The organism is Maribacter sp. C-4077, from assembly GCF_055378385.1.
Genome location: NZ_AP038807.1, coordinates 2,070,809 through 2,087,944 on the forward strand (window position 1 = coordinate 2,070,809; position 17,136 = coordinate 2,087,944).

Below are 17,136 nucleotides of genomic sequence, written 5' to 3' on the forward strand. Positions count from 1 at the left end.
AACGAAATTTGGGATAGTATAAGAATCCGTATATTTTCGTTGTCCGACAGCCGAATTTAATATGTTCCTTTTTTAAAAACGGTAAAAAACATATTTTTTCGACGAAATACACTTTTTTACGGAATATTATGGGAAGACATAATGAATTTGGCAAGGAAGGAGAGGAGATGGCCAAAGACTACCTTATAAAAAAAGGATATCAAATCTGCTATCAAAACTATAGGTACCTAAAGGCCGAAATTGATATTATTGCCAAAAAGGATAAAGTCTTGGCCATTGTAGAGGTACGTTCGCGAAGCTCCGTTTTTTTTGAGAACATTGCAGAAACGGTAACACACAAGAAAATAAAGCTATTGGTCATGGCGGCCGATCATTATGTAACCTCCAACGATTTGGATGTGGAAACCCGTTTCGATATCATCACCATTCTGAAAGAAAAGGGGACCTTTCAATTGGAACATCTTGAATCCGCGTTTTACCACTTTTGATTATCCTATTAGGTTTATAGAATAATGTTTAAAAACATTTTGTTTTATTTATAACAAGTTGTTATATTTGCTCAAACAGCCAAATGTCTGAAATGAGCCAATGGCATACTCGTAAGCCAACGAGGTGCTCCGAAAGTTATCGGGAAGGTGCATAGCATACAGCTTTTTAAATCAATAAATTCTAACATATGAAGACCATTTCTTCCGTTGTAGAGCATTACATCAAGAAAAAACCGTTCTTGCAAAGCGCCTTGGCACAAGGTATCATCAACCTTACATCGCTTTCAAGAATCGTCAAACCTGAAATTGAGTCCGAACTGGGAAAGGATATACGAAACGGTGCTATTGTCATGGCGCTGAAAAGACTTTCCGATGACCTTGAATTTAGGGCTACACACAAGATTTTAAAGGTGTTGAAGAATATCGGGGAGATTACGGTGCGGTCCTCCCTATCGGATTATACGTTTTTGGCTTCGGATAAAATACTGGTGCATCAGGCTAAATTATTGGAAGAAATCAATGAAAACCAAGATGTCTTTTATACTTCCAGTAGGGGCGTAAACGAAATCAATATCGTCATCAGCAGTATTATGGACGAAACCGTCCAAAGACTTTTCAAGGACGAGAAATGTACCCAAAAAGCGGATGACCTTTCCTCTATAACGGTCAAGTTGCCTGCGGAAAACGTATCCGTTCCAGGAATCTACTACTTTATTTTTCAGCGATTGGCGTGGGAAGGAATCGTGCTCTACGAAGTTATCTCCACAACCAACGAGTTTACCATTTTGGTGAATGACGAACAGGTAGATATCGCCTTTAAGACCATTAAGGACTTAAAAACCTTGTAGTTGTAGTTTAGGGAGTTATGGGAGTTCTTTAGTATTGGCTATTTAAAAATTCCAAGCTGTAAATTCCAAATTCCAAAAAAATGGTTGTATTTACAATTGTCCTTTTTCTTAAAAACAAATCTTTAATAAAACCCTAAAAATCAGCTAGTTTTAGGTTGACAAACCTGTGATCAGTTTTTTTTATTACTTCTCTTTAAATAGTCAACAACCGCCTCAGCACTTTCAGGTCTGTCCAAGAATCGTTTGTCCTTGTCCAGGATAAAGTAGGTGGGTGTCTGTTGAATCGCAAAAGTCTTTACATAGGGGCTTTCCCACTTCTCAAGGGCTATGGCGTGGTGGAAATCGGGCAACTTGGGAATGGTCTGTTCCCAATTTTCCTTACCGTCCTCCAAACCAACGGCGAGCACCTTCAAATCCTTGACGGTTTTTAGGTGTTCGTGAAGACCGGGCAATTCATTTAAACAATGGGAGCATGTACTGCTCCAAAAAATCAGGAGGTAGTTGGAAGCACCGGTCAAACCTGACAATGATTTGTTTACTCCATTTTCCTCCCAAGTAATATCGGGCGAAACGGCCCCTTTACGGAGTCGGGTTTGGGTTTCGATGTTCGTAATTAAGTTTGCATTATTGGTATCTGTAGCAAGTTTTTTCAAATAGGTATTGAAAATATAGTCCGAAACGGTGTAGACCTCACTTTCATTTGCCTTGTTCCAAGCCTTGGCCCAAATCGATGATTGCAAAACTTTTGGAACCACCTCCAATTTTGAGGCTAAAAAATCCACGTTTTTATTGATTTCCTTCACCATATCCTTTTCTGGAGTTCCGGGGTGAATGGCCCAGAACATATAGTTTATGATCTTATCGGAAAAAAATTCTGAGGCCTGTAGCGTCGCGTTTTTAAAATCAATGGCATCAAAGTAGTGTTTCTTTTTCTCGATAAGATAGTTTTCCAAAGACATATACTCTTTTGGTAGATAGTGCCTATTCGCTTTTACGAAAGTATCGGCGATCAAACCTTGTGATTGGGTCTCGAAGGAATTTTGCACCTGTTTTAGGTTGTTCACCAAGTCCATATACTCCTTTTTATCCGATTTATCTTCGCTGTAAAAGGCCATGAGTTCATCCTTGGCATTTTCGATTTCGGTGAAGTAATCATAGTAGATCATGTTTTCCTTAGAACTCACGATCGTAATGCCCTCGTCCAAGTTAAAATTGAAGACGATATCCTCTTCGCAGTTGTAAACGATATCGATAAAGTACTCATCTTGGGGAACGCCATACACCAATCTGTAGGTGCCCGGGGAAACGGAATTGGGCAAGGTAAAGGAAAACTGGCCGTCCTTTACACCCGTATCCGTAACGTATTGAATACCGTCGCTGGACAGGTGATATACCATGATATAGCGAAAAGCATCGGCCGGGGAGAAATTACCCGAAACCGTATGTTGTGATTGGACTTTAAAGGATAAAAAAAGCAATAACAAAATCTTTGCGATCTTCATAAATTCTGATTTTTAGTTGGCATTATCTGCCTTGTAGGGGCCATAAACGGCATCCCTGAATTTTTTGTGCAATCCTATTTGGTCATAAGGGAACAGTTGTACGAACATGACGGCCGTGAGCTTATTTACGGGGTCTACCCAAAAAAGGGTGCTTGCAGCACCATCCCAATAAAACTCGCCTACTACGCCATGATTTTCATCTGCATCTGCAGGTGAGGCTACCCGAACGGCAAAATCGATTCCAAATCCTACCTGACCCTTGGAAGGTAACCAAGAACGCTCGGTTATGCTATCGGCCAACTGGTTAGTGGCCATGAGTTTTACCGTTTCCGGTTTTAATATTTGAACGGAATCAAGACTACCATCATTTACCAACATCTGGGCGAATTTCATATAATCGTCCAACGTAGAGGTTAAACCGGAACCACCTCGGGTCATAGGCCAGTGTTCCGTGTAATTGCTGTAGGTGACGGAATCCTTGACCAATTCCCCCTCCCCGGTTCGTATATAGAGTCTTGCAAATCGATCCCGGTCCCCTTCAGGAATAAAATAGCGTGTTTCTTGCATTCCAAGCGGGTCCAGCACATTGTTCCGTACATATTCTACATAGGGGACCCCAGAAATCCGTTCCACCAAAAGGGCCTGTACATCTACACTTGGCCCATACTCCCATTGGGTGCCCGGTTGGAACCAAAGTGGGATGTCGCCTAATTTTTCCGCTAAATCACTTAGCGTAGTCTCACGATCGTAAATGTTTTTTTGCTCCAATAATTCGCTCAAGCCAAGAATATCCGGTCTGTTGGGAAACCCAGCAGTGTGCCGGGTTACGTCCCTTATGGTTACCGGCCGATCCAAGGGTTCCGTGGTGATATTTCCCTTTGGATCCATTCCTGTATAGACTTCCATATTGGAAAATTCCGGAGCATATTTTGATATGGGGTCGTCCAAATCGAATTTTTCTTCTTCATATAGTGTCATGAGGGCCGTTCCCGTAATGGGTTTGGTCATCGAGTAAATTTGGACGATGGTGTTCCGGTCCATAGGTTTTTGGGCTTCTTTATCGGCATAACCAAAGGCATTGAAATACACTTCTTGCCCATTCTCAAAAATCAAGGCCGATATACCTGCGATATTTCCAGAATCAACGAAGGATTTCAAGGTGGAATCTATTCTTTTTTTGGTGGCATCCGTAACAACGGAAATTTCCACGGGCTCATTATCCGATTTATTAATTTCCTTTTTGCACGAAACCAATACTAGGAATGCAAGGCAAAAGCAACTTGCGAAGGGTTTTTGAAGTTGTCCTAAGAAAGTATCCATAACTTACTTTTTTGATTTTTTGTAAATGAACTCCATAAGGAAGCAGCTAAAGATAATTGAAATGGAAACGATTACCTGAGAATTTATGGCTCAGATTTGCCCAGTATCCAAATTGAAGGGAGGTATGAAAGTATAATGGAATAGGGCTGGGTGTCGTTTTTTAGGACCGAAATCTGATTATATTGCTATCCTAAGCTATTAACAGTACCATTTACACATTGGAATGAATGTGCATTTTGATGGAGGATAGTACACTTTCCATCATTTCAATTTCCTTTTGATGGACAAAACCATCTGATTTTGCCACCTCCTCCATAAGATTCTCCAACATTTCCCTTTTTTCATGGGAAAAATTACGAACCATGGAGATGCTCTGTTCGGTTTCCAGAAAACGTGCCTGAATCAAAAAGTTGGCGTCAAAATCCAAAACCTCCATCAGTTTCCCAAAGGCGTTTATTTCACCGTCATGCACAACACCATCGGCATGGATAAGTGCATCAATAACCTTTACGATGGCCAGTTTTTCAGAGATATCAAAAGTCATATGTAAAGAACTTCACGTGGTTATTTAGAGTTTTAGCGGTTTTGCTAAGGTATCTGAATCAGGCCGTATCTGGGAGTTAATTCTGTTAAAATTGCTATTTTTTGGATTAACCACCTTTTTGCCCTTCCAATTTTGAGATATTTTCAATTCTAGCCCTTCTTTCAAAGGGTAACATCGCCTGTAATGCCTTATCCACGCTGGTAATTCCGTCAAAAGTCAGGAGCAAACGGAGCCCGTTACGGGTCTGCTTTTCCTTTATCCTACATTTTTGGTGGTTGGATTGTACGTATTGTAATATCCGGGTAAAATTCTCGCTTTGATAGAAGTCGGATTGCTGGTCGCTTATAAAATAGCCTATCATCTTCCCCTGTTTCATTACTATTTTTTCAAGTCCGATGCCATTGGCGATCCATTTGATCCGTACGGAATTCAATAGGTCTTCGGCCTGGAGGGGCAGTTCCCCAAAACGGTCTATCAATTGTTTTTCAAAGTTCTGGAGTCCTTCCTCGTCATCTACCTGGTTCAAATCGGTATACAGTGTCAGCCGTTCCGTAATGTTATTGATGTAGTCATCGGGGAACAAGAGTTCAAAATCAGAATCTATCTGCGTCTCCTTTACATACACTTTTTCGTGGGGACCGTCCACTTCATCATACAGCTCCTTGAATTCGTTCTCCTTCAATTCCTCAATGGCTTCCGCGAGTATTTTTTGGTAGGTTTCAAAGCCGATTTCGTTAATGAATCCGCTCTGTTCGCCCCCCAATAAATCGCCGGCACCCCGTATTTCCAAATCCTTCATGGCGATGTTAAAGCCACTGCCTAGATCTGTAAATTGTTCCAGTGCCTCGATACGCTTACGGGCATCCGTGGTCAATACCTCGTATGGCGGGGTAATGAAATAACAAAAGGCCTTTTTGTTACCTCGGCCCACACGACCGCGCATTTGGTGAAGGTCGCTCAGTCCAAAATTGTTCGCATTGTTGATAAAGATGGTATTGGCGTTGGTAACGTCCAGGCCGCTCTCCACAATGGTCGTGGAAACCAGTACGTCAAACTCCCCGTTCATAAAGCCCAACATGAGGGTTTCCAATTTTTTACCGTCCATTTGGCCATGGCCTATCCCTACCTTGGCATCCGGAACCAATCGTTGGATCATGCCCGCTACCTCCTTGATGTTTTCGATTCTGTTATGGATAAAGAATACCTGACCTCCACGCTCTATTTCATAGCTAATGGCATCCCTAACGGTCTCTTCGTTAAAGCGGATTACCTGACTTTCAATGGGATATCGGTTGGGTGGGGCCGTATTGATGACCGATAGATCCCTGGCGGCCATCAAACTGAATTGCAAGGTCCTAGGAATAGGTGTGGCCGTTAAGGTGAGCACATCCACATTTTCCTTGATGGATTTTAACTTGTCCTTTACCGATACGCCAAATTTCTGTTCCTCGTCCACGATCAACAGTCCCAGGTCCTTGAATTTTACGTTCTTGTTCACCAATTGATGGGTGCCAATGATAATGTCCACCTTGCCGGAAGCCAAATTTACCAGGGTCTCTTTCTTTTCCTTGGCCGTTCTAAATCGGTTTAGATAATCGACCGAAACCGGCATATCCTTTAACCGTTCTGAAAACGTACGGTGGTGTTGGAAGGCCAAAATAGTGGTAGGTACCAAGACGGCCACCTGTTTACCATTGTCAACGGCCTTGAAAGCGGCCCGTATGGCCACTTCTGTTTTTCCAAAACCTACATCGCCACAGATCAATCGGTCCATGGGGCGTTCGCTCTCCATGTCCTTTTTTACATCCTCCGTGGCCGTGCTTTGATCCGGAGTGTCCTCATAAATAAAGGAAGCCTCCAATTCGTTCTGCAAATAACTGTCCGGCGCGTACTGGAATCCTTTTTCCAAGCGTCTTTTGGCGTATACCTTGATGAGGTCGAACGCGATTTTCTTGACCCTGTTTTTGGTCTTGTCCTTGATTTTTTTCCAGGCCCCGGAACCCAATTTGTATATTTTGGGAACGGCCCCGTCCTTGCCGTTGAATTTGGATATTTTATGAAGGGAATGGATGCTCACGTAAAGGATATCACGCTCGCCATACATGAGTTTGATGGCCTCCTGTTTTTTGCCCTCCACATCTATTTTTTGCAGTCCCCCAAATTTCCCGATACCATGGTCAATATGGGTCACATAATCCCCAATTTCCAATTTGTTGAGTTCCTTTAAGGTGATGGACTGTTTTTTGGAATATCCGTTCTTGATATGGAACTTGTGGTAGCGCTCAAAGATTTGATGGTCCGTATAGCACACCAGTTTTAGATCGTCGTCCACAAATCCTTGATATAAGGGAAAAACCAGGGTCTGGTAATGTACCTTTTGGTTTATTTCCTCAAAGATGTCCTGAAACCTTTTGGATTGCTGTTCGCTGGCACAAAAAATATAGTTGGTATAGCCTTTGTCCCTATAATCGTTGAGGTTTTCGATCAATAGATCGAACTTCTTGTTGAAAGAGGGTTGGGGCTTTGTATGGAACTCAAATTGGTTTTGATTCTTTTGGGCGCCATCTGTAGTTAATACGGTGAAGTTCTGCAATTGCTCCTTAAACGCCGCGCCGCTCAAAAAGAGTTCCGCCGGGTTGGCGTGTTTTATCTCCTCCGAGAGTTTTGAAAAGGCTTCCTTGGCTTTCTCGAAAAGGTCGTTGAGGCAACCAAAAAGTAAATCGGTATTCTTGCTGTATACCAGTGTATTCGCCGCAATATAGGTCAAGAAGGATTGTCGCTGTTCCGTAAGGAACTTGTTGGCCATATTGGAGACGATGGTTATGGTCTTTATCTTGTCAATGGATAGCTGTGTGGCTACATCGAAGGTCCTAATGCTATCGACCTCATCGCCGAAGAATTCAATGCGGTACGGTTCGTCATTGGAGAAGGAATACACGTCCACGATACCCCCACGTACGGAAAACTCCCCAGGTTCGGTCACAAAGTCCACGCGTTTAAATTGATATTCGAACAGCACCTCGTTCAAAAAATCGAGAGACAACGAATCGCCCACTTTCATCTTTAGGGTGTTCTTGTCCAGTTCCTTCCGGGTGAGTACTTTTTCAAAAAGTGCATCGGGGTAGCTAACGATAAAGGCCGGTTTTTTTCGGGAGTTGATGCGGTTTAAGACCTCGGCCCTAAGGAGTACATTGGCATTGTCCGTTTCCTCAATTTGATAGGGCCTTCTATAACTTCCCGGATAAAAAAGCACATGTTCTTCACCAAGGATCCTTTCCAGGTCGTTGAGATAATAGGCGGCCTCCTCCTTGTCGTTGAAAATGGCCAAAAACGGTCTTTCCTGTTTGTTGAACGTATCAGCAAGGACAAAGGATAGTGCAGAACCTGCCAATCCTTTTAGTTCAATACTTGGGTTTTCAAGGGCATCCGAATCTTGAACTTGGGAAATAGCATCCCGCAGTTTCCCTAGTTTGGGAGACTGTTGATAAAGCGTTGCTATGGATGATTTGGTCAATCCAAGAAATTTGCGGCAAAAGTAACCCCGGATGGCTTACCAAGCAATTTTTTCCAGTGAGATTTTTAACCCTTTCAAGGAAACCAAGGGACGCAGATCATTTCTATTGAATATTGCAATAATCGGATTTTAGGCTTCAAAAAATCCTTACAAACCGGACAAAAAAGCTCCTTTATGGTGATTTCTATGCTTTGTGACAACTATAATTTGAAATCCACGTCAAAGCAATTACGTACATCCCTAACGACCGTATGCGCATAATAGGCTACCCCCAGAAGAAGTTCCGCTCCCCCCACCATATAAGGATTAAGAAAGCCTAGAAGTTGCGTTCCCAACATCCCTGCCAAGAAACCCGAATTCATAAGAAGTAGCACGATCAAAACACTTGAAGTTTTCATTTTTTCTTTTATTTATTTGGTTCAGGACAAATGTCAGTAACGGCCGTGCATTCCTTCTTGGCTATTTTGGCAAATGGAACGATTATTTGTGCGATCCCTAAAATATCATGGGTAGTATTTTTGCAAAAAATACCATAAATAGCTTATATTTAGTTAGTTGCGAAATTGTGTGGGACTTTGCCCAAATTCTTCCCTGAATGCTTTACTGAACCAGTTGGGGTCGTTGAATCCTGTTTCAAAAGCAACCTCGGCAACCGTTTTATCTGAATTTTGGAGCAGTTCTTTCGCCTTTTCCAAACGTACATTGCGTATGAAAATAGCTGTGCTCCTGCCCGTGATGGCCTTTAGTTTTCTGTAGAGTTGTGAGTCGCTCATGGCCATATCCTTGGCCAACTGCTCGCTGTCATAATCGGCATTGTCTAGATTTTTATGGATCAGTTCAACGGCCTTGTTTAAAAATCGTAGGTTCTTTTCGGATTTGGCACTGGATTTTTTCGGTGTATGAAGGATGGAATTTTGGTATTTGGATTGTAACCGATTTCTTTTTTCAATCAGGTTTGAAATTCGAAGTTTTAGTTCCGCTTCGTTGAAAGGTTTGGCCAGATAGGCATCGGCACCGCTTTTTAAACCATCTAGTACGTCCTCGTCCATGGACTTGGCGGTGAGCATGATGATGGGAATATGATCGGTAACTGCATCTTCCTGAAGCATTTTGGTCATTTCATACCCGTCCAGTAAGGGCATCATTACATCGGTAAGTATGATATCCGGTATTTCCCTTTTTGCCATTTCCAGCCCCTCTTGCCCGTTATAGGCAAACAATAGGTGGTATTGGGAATCCAACCTGGAGGCTATGTAGGCCGATATATCGGCATTGTCCTCAACAACCAAAACCGTATGCACATTTTTTACTTTGCCGATTTCTTTTTCCCTCTGGGCATCTTGTGCCATTTGTCCGGAATCCGAATTGTGGATTTCTTCCGAACTATAATCCTCTTCTGTTGGGGATAGGTTTGAAAGGGGTAGCTTAACTTTAAAAGTGGTGCCAATGTTTTCTATGGAATACACTTCAATAGTACCCTCCATGAGGTGTATCAACTCTTTGGTCAAAGAAAGTCCAATACCTGTTCCCGATGTTGTGGCAGAGGTATTGGTAGAGCGATAGAACCTATTGAATATATGCGGTAGTTCCTCTTTTGGAATGCCCATGCCTTGGTCTTGGATCGTTATGGTCGCCCAACCTTCCTCTTTGGCCACCAACACTTTGATCGTGCTTACCTGTTCCGAAAACTTGAGTGCGTTACTTATCAAATTGAATAAAATTTGACGCATTTTTTCCGTATCCACCGTGCTGACAATGGAATCTTCGGCTTTAAAATACTTTATTTGGATATTATTTTTTTGGGCGAGGCTTTCAAAACTTTGGACTATATAATGGGTAAATGTTGCCAGATTTATGGGTGTCCTGTCCAATTTTAGGTTGCCGGTTTCCAATTTGGCCAGATCCAGCATTTCGTTCACCAACTTTAAGAGGTTTTTACTGTTCTGTTCAATGGCATTGAGGGGAATTTTCATTTTTGCCCGCTCCCCCAATTCACTGTTCAAAGTGTTCAGGTACCCAAGGATTACGGTTAGCGGCGTTCTAAATTCGTGGGTGATGTTCGTGATGAGTCGGGATTTGACATCGTCCAGTTCCTTAAGGCGTTTTGCCTCCTGGTACGCCATTTTTTGGCGCAACCGAAAACGATACATCAAATAGCCTGAGCCAAGCAGTAGCAGCGCATAAGCCAAATAGGCAGGATTACTGTTGTACCAAGGTGGTATTACGACTATTTCCAGTTCCAAAGGGTCCTTTTGCCAAAAACCGTCCCTAGAACTACCTTGTATTTTTAAGGTATGCTTTCCCTTGGGCAATTGGAGCAGTTGAAGTTCGTTGCTATAGCCAAGGGCGTTCCATTCCTCCTCATCAAAGGAATAATGGTATTGGGTATTTTTATTGGGGCGATAGTCAAAATCCGTGAACTGGATATAGCAGGGAAAGGAGTCGTGGTCCAACGTAATCCTTTTTGCTATGCTAAAGCCAAGGTCCAAAACGCTAGGATGCGTAATTGGGTTCACCTCTTTATCCTTTATTTTAAGGGAGGTGAGGGAAAGGTCGCCCTGCCAATCCAGCAGGTGAACATCGCGCGGGGAAAAGGAATTAAAGCCATTGATGCCCCCAAAATAGAGTACATTTTCTTTCGTATCGTTGAAATGGGCACCTAGGTTGAATTCAGAACTTTGCAGCCCGTCCTTGACCGTAAAGTGGGTAAACTTACTTTGTTTTTTATCAAACCGAAACAATCCGTTGTTGGTACTCATCCATAACATGCCATCCTCATCCTCCAAGATGTTGTAAACATAGTCATTGCCCAAGCCCTCGGCTTTGCCAAAATGGATAAAGGAATCTGTTAGTTCATCGTATGTATCGATACCGCTTTGTGTGGCTACCCAAAGTGTCCCTTCGGCATCCAAAAAGGTGTTCAGTACGCTGTTGTTTTTCAATTCCCCTTCCTTGCCATTGGCAACATATGTTTTAAAAACGGGGTTTTGATAGTCACCTTCTTTGAAAGTCAATAGGTTAAGACCATTTTCAGAGCTTATCCAATACCGATTTTTTTGGTCCTGAACGATGTTGTACACAAAATCGGAACTGATGGAAGTTGCGCCATCCAACATCCCGTACCTCTCAAAAGTGATTTCATTACGGCTTAGGTCGCCCGTAAACCGGTTTAGGCCGCCCCCGTAAGTACAGACCCACATGGTCCCAAGACGGTCTTTGTAAATACTCCGGGTGTTATCGTTGCTCAGGGAGCTTTGATCGTTTTCGTCAAAATAAAAGGATGTGATGTTGGGTTTTTGAGGATTGAAATTGTTCAGGGAAATTACCGAAACACCTTTGGTGGTAGCCACCCAAAGATTATTGTGGTCATCTTTTGCCATACCCCTAATGACGTCGTACGCCAATTGCTGTTGAGTGCTCTCCTTTGAAATTACGTATACCACGCCATTTTGGTCAATACAATTGATTCCTTTTCGTGTGCCGATAAATAAAAAATCTGTATCCTTGAAAATGGAAAAGACGTAGTTGTTCGTAAGTGCTGGCCTGGTATCGGGGTTGACTGTCCTAAAGACATTTAGACCTTGGGAAGCGATGTCCAGATTATTGGTGCCGATATAAATAAGTTCATCATGCACCAATACATCGTACACCCTGTTGCTGGTAATCGTGTTTGTGTCCTCCAGATCGCCCTTATACACATTGCCCGAAGCAAACCTACCCGTGGTTTTATCCAAACCTTCAAGCATGAAAAAACCGTTGTCCGTTCCCAAATAAAGTTGATTTTGGGTGTTAAAAATGGATTCAATAAAAAAGACCTCGTTGGAGGTAGCATCGTGCTCGGCAATGTTCAGAAAGGTGGTGGTATCCAATGCCTCGTTGTACAGATAAAGTCCGCGCGAAGTACCTAAGAGCCATTCATTTTGATAGGGGACAATTTCCTCGATACTGCCAGGAAAGGTAGTATTGCCAATGGTCCATTCATTGTGATTGTCCGTAGTGCCTTTTAGTATGTTACCGGATTTGGTGCCCAGTAAAATGGTTTTCCCTTTTATCGCGATGGAAGTGATAATCTTATCAAGGGCCGAAAAATGTTCCGGGGCGAAATCACGGTCCTTTTTAAGCACCGTAAGACCGGTCTGGGGGGAATTAGTGTAAACGTTTCCATCGGTATCCAAGGCCAATGTGTTGTAGTTCCCATCTTCCAGTGGGGTCTTTTTAAACGTGTCCGTTTCCGGATGGTAATAACAGACCCCTTTGCCCCCAGTGGCGACCCACAGGGTTCCGTCTTCACTTTCTAGCAGCCTATTGATAAAATTTCCCGATAGGGAGCGCGCATCGTTTTCGTTATGTTGGTATACTTTAAAATTTTTACCATCGAACCTGTTTAGGCCATCCTGTGTACCCAGCCATAAAAAACCATCACGGGTTTTGGTAATGCACCGAATGGTCTGTTGGGACAGGCCTTCATCGAGACCATAATGCTGAAAAAACAGGTCCTGAGAAGTACCTATTTGAATGCCGATTAGAAAAATAAAACAAACAACAAATCTGTTCACTGGTTTCCTGTTTTGCCCACCTTAAAATTAAACCGATTTAATATTGTAAAAAATAGCCTCTTTTAAAAACGAAATTGTATTTCTAGAAAGGATTTATGGATAATCGGTTGGTTTAGGGAATACAAATGGAAGACGGCCCTTTGGGATTAAGAGTGGAATATAAATTTAGGTAAATGGGAGTAATTGATTTTAAAAAGGAAATACTTTAATCAAAGTTTTAGGGGACTTTTATAAAAAGGATTGCTTTTTCTATTGTTGAAACCCTGCCACAGGATATAGCTAAGAATAAGTAGGGCACCTATCAAGGCGCTGAGTGCAATGACTTGGTAATTGTTCCAATGCCTCACTGCAATAGCGATCAAGGCCCAGACACCTACGGCAGCGAATTCACGCATAAATCGTCTTTTTATGATCAATAAATTGAGGGCTGTGGCGACGGCCACAAGTATTATGGTCCAGGTGCTTTCCGATAAAGGAGCACCCGTCCATCCAAGTTTGGTAAGAAAGGCCGATATATTTGCAATGGTCGCCACGGCGATCCAGCCGCTGTACAGACAAATAGGCCACCAAACAAAGGCGATGAGCTCCTTGGGGGCATCCCACCGCTCCATTTTCGTGTTTAGGACAATTCTGATCAATGAAAAAAGAATACCTAGCATGATCATAACGGAAAGTCCCGTATAATCGTAAACAAAGGCAATAACCCAAGCACTGTTCAAGATATTGGCCAAACAGAACCAATAGCCAATTTGACTTATAAATTCCGTTGAGTTTCTTGTAAAAAAGGCCCGATGGATTTGAAAAATGGCAAATGCTAGGAGTCCCAAAAAAATCAGTCCCCAAATAGAAAAAGCATAGCTGGCGGGAGTGAATAGATTGTCATAAGTGTTGCTTACCTCTCCAATGGTGGTATCGTTCAGTCGCACGGCCTGGGAGATATAGTTCACCCCAATGACCAGTAGGACCGATAAGAGGTTGAGCACTGCATAGATCTTGTTCATGATTTTTTGTTTATATAAACTTACGGGAAACAAAGGATGTCCATGTGCGGTAACGAAGGAATTTTGGGCCGAGTTGCAATAATTTTATGACTTACGGCCATGTACCTGGACAGGCAGTACCGTATCCCCCAAAATGGCGAAGACTTCGCACTCCTTTGTAACCGCCATGGTATGGGATCCTGTAAACTCCCCCATGGCAGGTAATATCATCTGTACAGATGATTTGTAAAAACAGCGCAAACGCACGGATTGCCTACCAAGTCCGGTAAGACGGACGGCAGGGTGTAGATGCCCTGAAAAATTGAACTGGCCTTCCCGCTCCTCCGGATGGTGGGTCATAAAAAAGTTGCCCAATGAAAACTCAGGTGTGACCGTGATGCCCAAGGCTTCGTATTTTACGGGCGATATAATATCATGATTCCCCTCTACCAAAGTGAGCTTAATTATTTTTTGCCCCACCCATTCTTCAAATAATTCCCATTCCTTGTTGAGTGAAGAATGAAAGAGATCTCCCATAAATACCACGTGTTTTGGGTCAAATTGGGCAATGGCCGCGTCCATGGTCTCAAAGTTTTTTAAAAGGGCGTGTTGCGGAACGGCGGCACCATACTTCCTAAAATGGGAGATCTTCCCTAGATGTACATCGCTCATCATCAGCAGCGACTGGTTTTCCCAGAACAAGGCACCGGAATAATGTAACTGGAAGGATTCCTCTTTAATTTGAATGGGATGGGTCATGCGGGTAAAAATACAAATCTGGGTTTGATTTATTGAAATGTAAATGTATCTGTAAAGGACTAGTTTAAATAAGGATTCCACCTCTGGGGGCTAATGGTCTTACTTCATCAATAGGGCCGCCATTCTGCGGATACGGTCCTCCAACTTTTCACTGGAAAGTCGCTCACGGCTTAATCGGTCGGTGATTAAGGGGAAGGCAAAGGGCGTTGGCTTTTCACACTGTTTCCATATGATTTTTTGTGTCGCTATACGTTCCATGGAAAGTCGCAATCGACCTTCTTCCAGCTGATGTTCAAAGGTTTCCGTAAAGGCCTGTTGAAAGAGCAGATTGTCCGGTTCGTAATCCCTAAAAACTTCGAACAAGAGTTGCGAATTACTTTGTAAGTGTTTCATTTTGATGCCTTTGTTTGGGTAGCCGGTAAAGACCATCCCGCTAATGATTGCGATGTCCCTGAACTTTCTTCGTGCCATTTCGGTGGCATTCAAACTTTTCTGTAGGTCGTCCAAAAGAAAATCGGTCGTAAAGAGGTTGTTGTCCAAAACCTGTTGCATATCTATCGGCTTGTCCGAAAGCAGTTCAAAACCATAATCGTTAAAGGCGAGGGAAAAGGTAATGGGGGATAGCAGACTGATGCGATATCCCAGAAGACTTCCCATGGCTTCATGGACGAAACGTCCTTCAAAAGGGTAGAAAACCGCATGGTGACCATCCCTACTTTTAAAGGTTTCAATAAGGAATTCATCGGGTTGAGGCACGATGCTTTCCCTGCGCTGCCGTTCAAAAATGTGGGCCAGGGATCGGATTTCCACCGATTGGTTTTCCATCGCTTCACCGGAACTGTACAATTCGTTCCGAAGTAATTCCGACATCTGGGCGGAGAGCGTCAACCTACTGCCCATCCAACTAGAGACCTTGCTGGTTTTTTTCTTGGAATTTTTCACATGCACCTGCATATCCTTTATTCGGATGAATTCCAGATTCCTGCCAGCAAACGTGAAGACATCGCCCTTATTGAGTTTTGAAACGAAGTATTCCTCAATGGTTCCTATATAGCCACCCTTTTGATATTTCACGGTAAGGTTCACATCGCCAACGATGGTCCCGATTTGGAATCGGTGTCGCATGGCTACGCCCCTGTTGTTCACCTTGAATTTGCCGTCCCCCTCAATTTCCACTTTTTTATACTCATCATAGGATTGCAAGCTTTGACTTCCCATGACCAAAAAGTTCAACAGCCATTGCCAATAATCCTCGCTCATTGCCTGATAGCAAAAGGTTCCTGATACTTCCTTGAAAATCTCGTTTGGGTAAAATCCATCGGAAATGGCCAACGTGGTCAAATATTGCAATAGGACATCGTAACTATTCAGGTAGGGAATACGGTCCTCTACGGTATTGTGTTTCACGGCCTTTTGTAATGCCGAAGCCTCTATAAGTTCAATCGCATGGGTGGGCAAAAAATAGATAACGCTTTCCTTCCCCGGTCTGTGGCCACTTCTTCCTGCGCGTTGAAGAAAGCGGGCAACCCCTTTGGGCCCGCCAATCTGGACCACGGTTTCCACGGGGGCGAAATCAACCCCAAGGTCCAAGCTGGAGGTACATACCGCCGCTTTAAGGCTTTCGTTTCGGATGGCGTTCTCTACCCAAATACGTGTTTCCTTGTTGATACTCCCATGGTGCATGGCTATTTCACCGGCAAACTCCGGATGTTTTTCCAGAATCTTCTGAAACCAAATTTCGCATTGGCTCCGGGTATTGGTAAAGAGTAGGGTAGTCCTGCTGTTCTTTATGATGGGGACTACATACTCCAACAAATGGAGTCCAAGGTGTCCCCGCCATGGGAAGGTCTCCATTTTATTGGGGATGATACTTTTGACCGTTATTTTTTTGTTGAGGTTTGCCTTGATCAAGACCGAATTTTCCAAGGCTTTGGAGGCAGGCCCCAACAAAACTTCGCGGGCCTGCTCCATATTCCCTATGGTAGCCGATATGCCCCAAATACGAAGTTTTTTGGAAATCGTTTTGAGTCGGGATAGGGCCAGCTCCATTTGCACTCCCCGTTTGGTGCCTAGAATTTCATGCCACTCGTCCACTACTATCGCCTGGCAGTCCTTGAAGATTTTATCATAGCCTTTTGTGGCCAAAAGAAGCTGCAAACTTTCCGGGGTGGTAATCAGTAAATCGGGCATTTGTTTTTTTTGCGCTGCCCTGGTTTTGGTAGTGGTGTCCCCAGAGCGAATTCCTACCGTCATTTGGGTTTCCAGATCGGTAACAACACGCTCGGCCGATTGCTTAATTTCTTGGGATAATGCTCTTAATGGGGTAATCCAAATAGCCTTGAGCCCTTTTTTATGCTTAGTCTTATAATTTGGATTTTGTTTGATGTAATTAAGAACTATGGGAAACCATAGGGCATAGGTCTTGCCACTTCCAGTAGGGGCGTTCAAGAGTCCGTTTTTGCCCTGAAGAAATGCTTTCCAGGTGTCCTTTTGAAAGGGGAAGGGCGACCAATTCTGTTGCTCGAACCAGTTTTCTGCGATATGGAAAAGTTCATCTCTAGTCATAATTCCGAGCGAAGCGAAGGAATCTGTTTGTTAATAGTTCTAATTTTTTATATTCGAAGC

The 17,136-nt window shown here is 43.2% G+C and carries 11 protein-coding genes; 2 read left to right on the forward strand and 9 right to left on the reverse strand.

Annotation, left to right across the window (positions count from 1 at the left end; translation table 11 throughout):
- Positions 1–128: 128 nt before the first annotated feature.
- Both ACZ41C_RS09015 and ACZ41C_RS09020 read left to right on the forward strand, forming a co-directional pair.
- Positions 129–488 (forward strand): YraN family protein, encoded by a 360-nt coding sequence (locus ACZ41C_RS09015; protein ID WP_464560839.1) that lies wholly within the window; start codon positions 129–131, stop codon positions 486–488.
- A gap of 188 nt (positions 489–676) precedes the next feature.
- Entirely contained in the window at positions 677–1,336 is a 660-nt protein-coding gene (locus ACZ41C_RS09020; RefSeq protein ID WP_272635627.1) for an aspartate kinase, read from the forward strand.
- Between the two features lie 170 nt (positions 1,337–1,506).
- Here the strand turns inward: ACZ41C_RS09020 and ACZ41C_RS09025 are convergent, their stop codons facing one another.
- From ACZ41C_RS09025 to ACZ41C_RS09065, 9 genes are all read right to left on the reverse strand, one after another.
- Positions 1,507–2,838 carry a thioredoxin-like domain-containing protein gene (locus ACZ41C_RS09025; RefSeq protein ID WP_464560841.1) on the reverse strand — a complete coding sequence of 444 codons (1,332 nt, stop codon included), beginning with the start codon at positions 2,836–2,838 and terminating at the stop codon, positions 1,507–1,509.
- 12 nt (positions 2,839–2,850) lie between these two features.
- Positions 2,851–4,158: a serine hydrolase domain-containing protein gene (locus ACZ41C_RS09030; protein WP_464560843.1), complete on the reverse strand. Its 1,308-nt coding sequence runs from the start codon at positions 4,156–4,158 to the stop codon at positions 2,851–2,853.
- A gap of 211 nt (positions 4,159–4,369) precedes the next feature.
- Entirely contained in the window at positions 4,370–4,702 is a 333-nt protein-coding gene (locus tag ACZ41C_RS09035; RefSeq protein WP_154917408.1) for a TerB family tellurite resistance protein, read from the reverse strand.
- Between the two features lie 106 nt (positions 4,703–4,808).
- Positions 4,809–8,216 (reverse strand): transcription-repair coupling factor, encoded by a 3,408-nt coding sequence (gene mfd, locus ACZ41C_RS09040; protein WP_464560846.1) that lies wholly within the window; start codon positions 8,214–8,216, stop codon positions 4,809–4,811.
- Positions 8,217–8,416: 200 nt separating this feature from the next.
- On the reverse strand, positions 8,417–8,614 hold the full coding sequence (locus tag ACZ41C_RS09045; protein WP_464560848.1) for a hypothetical protein: 198 nt from the start codon (positions 8,612–8,614) through the stop codon (positions 8,417–8,419).
- Positions 8,615–8,767: 153 nt separating this feature from the next.
- Positions 8,768–12,772 carry a hybrid sensor histidine kinase/response regulator transcription factor gene (locus tag ACZ41C_RS09050; RefSeq protein ID WP_464560850.1) on the reverse strand — a complete coding sequence of 1,335 codons (4,005 nt, stop codon included), beginning with the start codon at positions 12,770–12,772 and terminating at the stop codon, positions 8,768–8,770.
- Positions 12,773–12,981: 209 nt separating this feature from the next.
- Positions 12,982–13,773, reverse strand: a complete 792-nt coding sequence (locus ACZ41C_RS09055; RefSeq protein WP_464560852.1) for a tryptophan-rich sensory protein — start codon at positions 13,771–13,773, stop codon at positions 12,982–12,984.
- Between the two features lie 84 nt (positions 13,774–13,857).
- Complete coding sequence (gene pdeM / locus ACZ41C_RS09060) at positions 13,858–14,511, reverse strand: ligase-associated DNA damage response endonuclease PdeM (protein WP_464560854.1); 654 nt, start codon at positions 14,509–14,511, stop codon at positions 13,858–13,860.
- A gap of 99 nt (positions 14,512–14,610) precedes the next feature.
- Entirely contained in the window at positions 14,611–17,076 is a 2,466-nt protein-coding gene (locus tag ACZ41C_RS09065; RefSeq protein ID WP_464560856.1) for a ligase-associated DNA damage response DEXH box helicase, read from the reverse strand.
- Between the last annotated feature and the right edge of the window lie 60 nt (positions 17,077–17,136).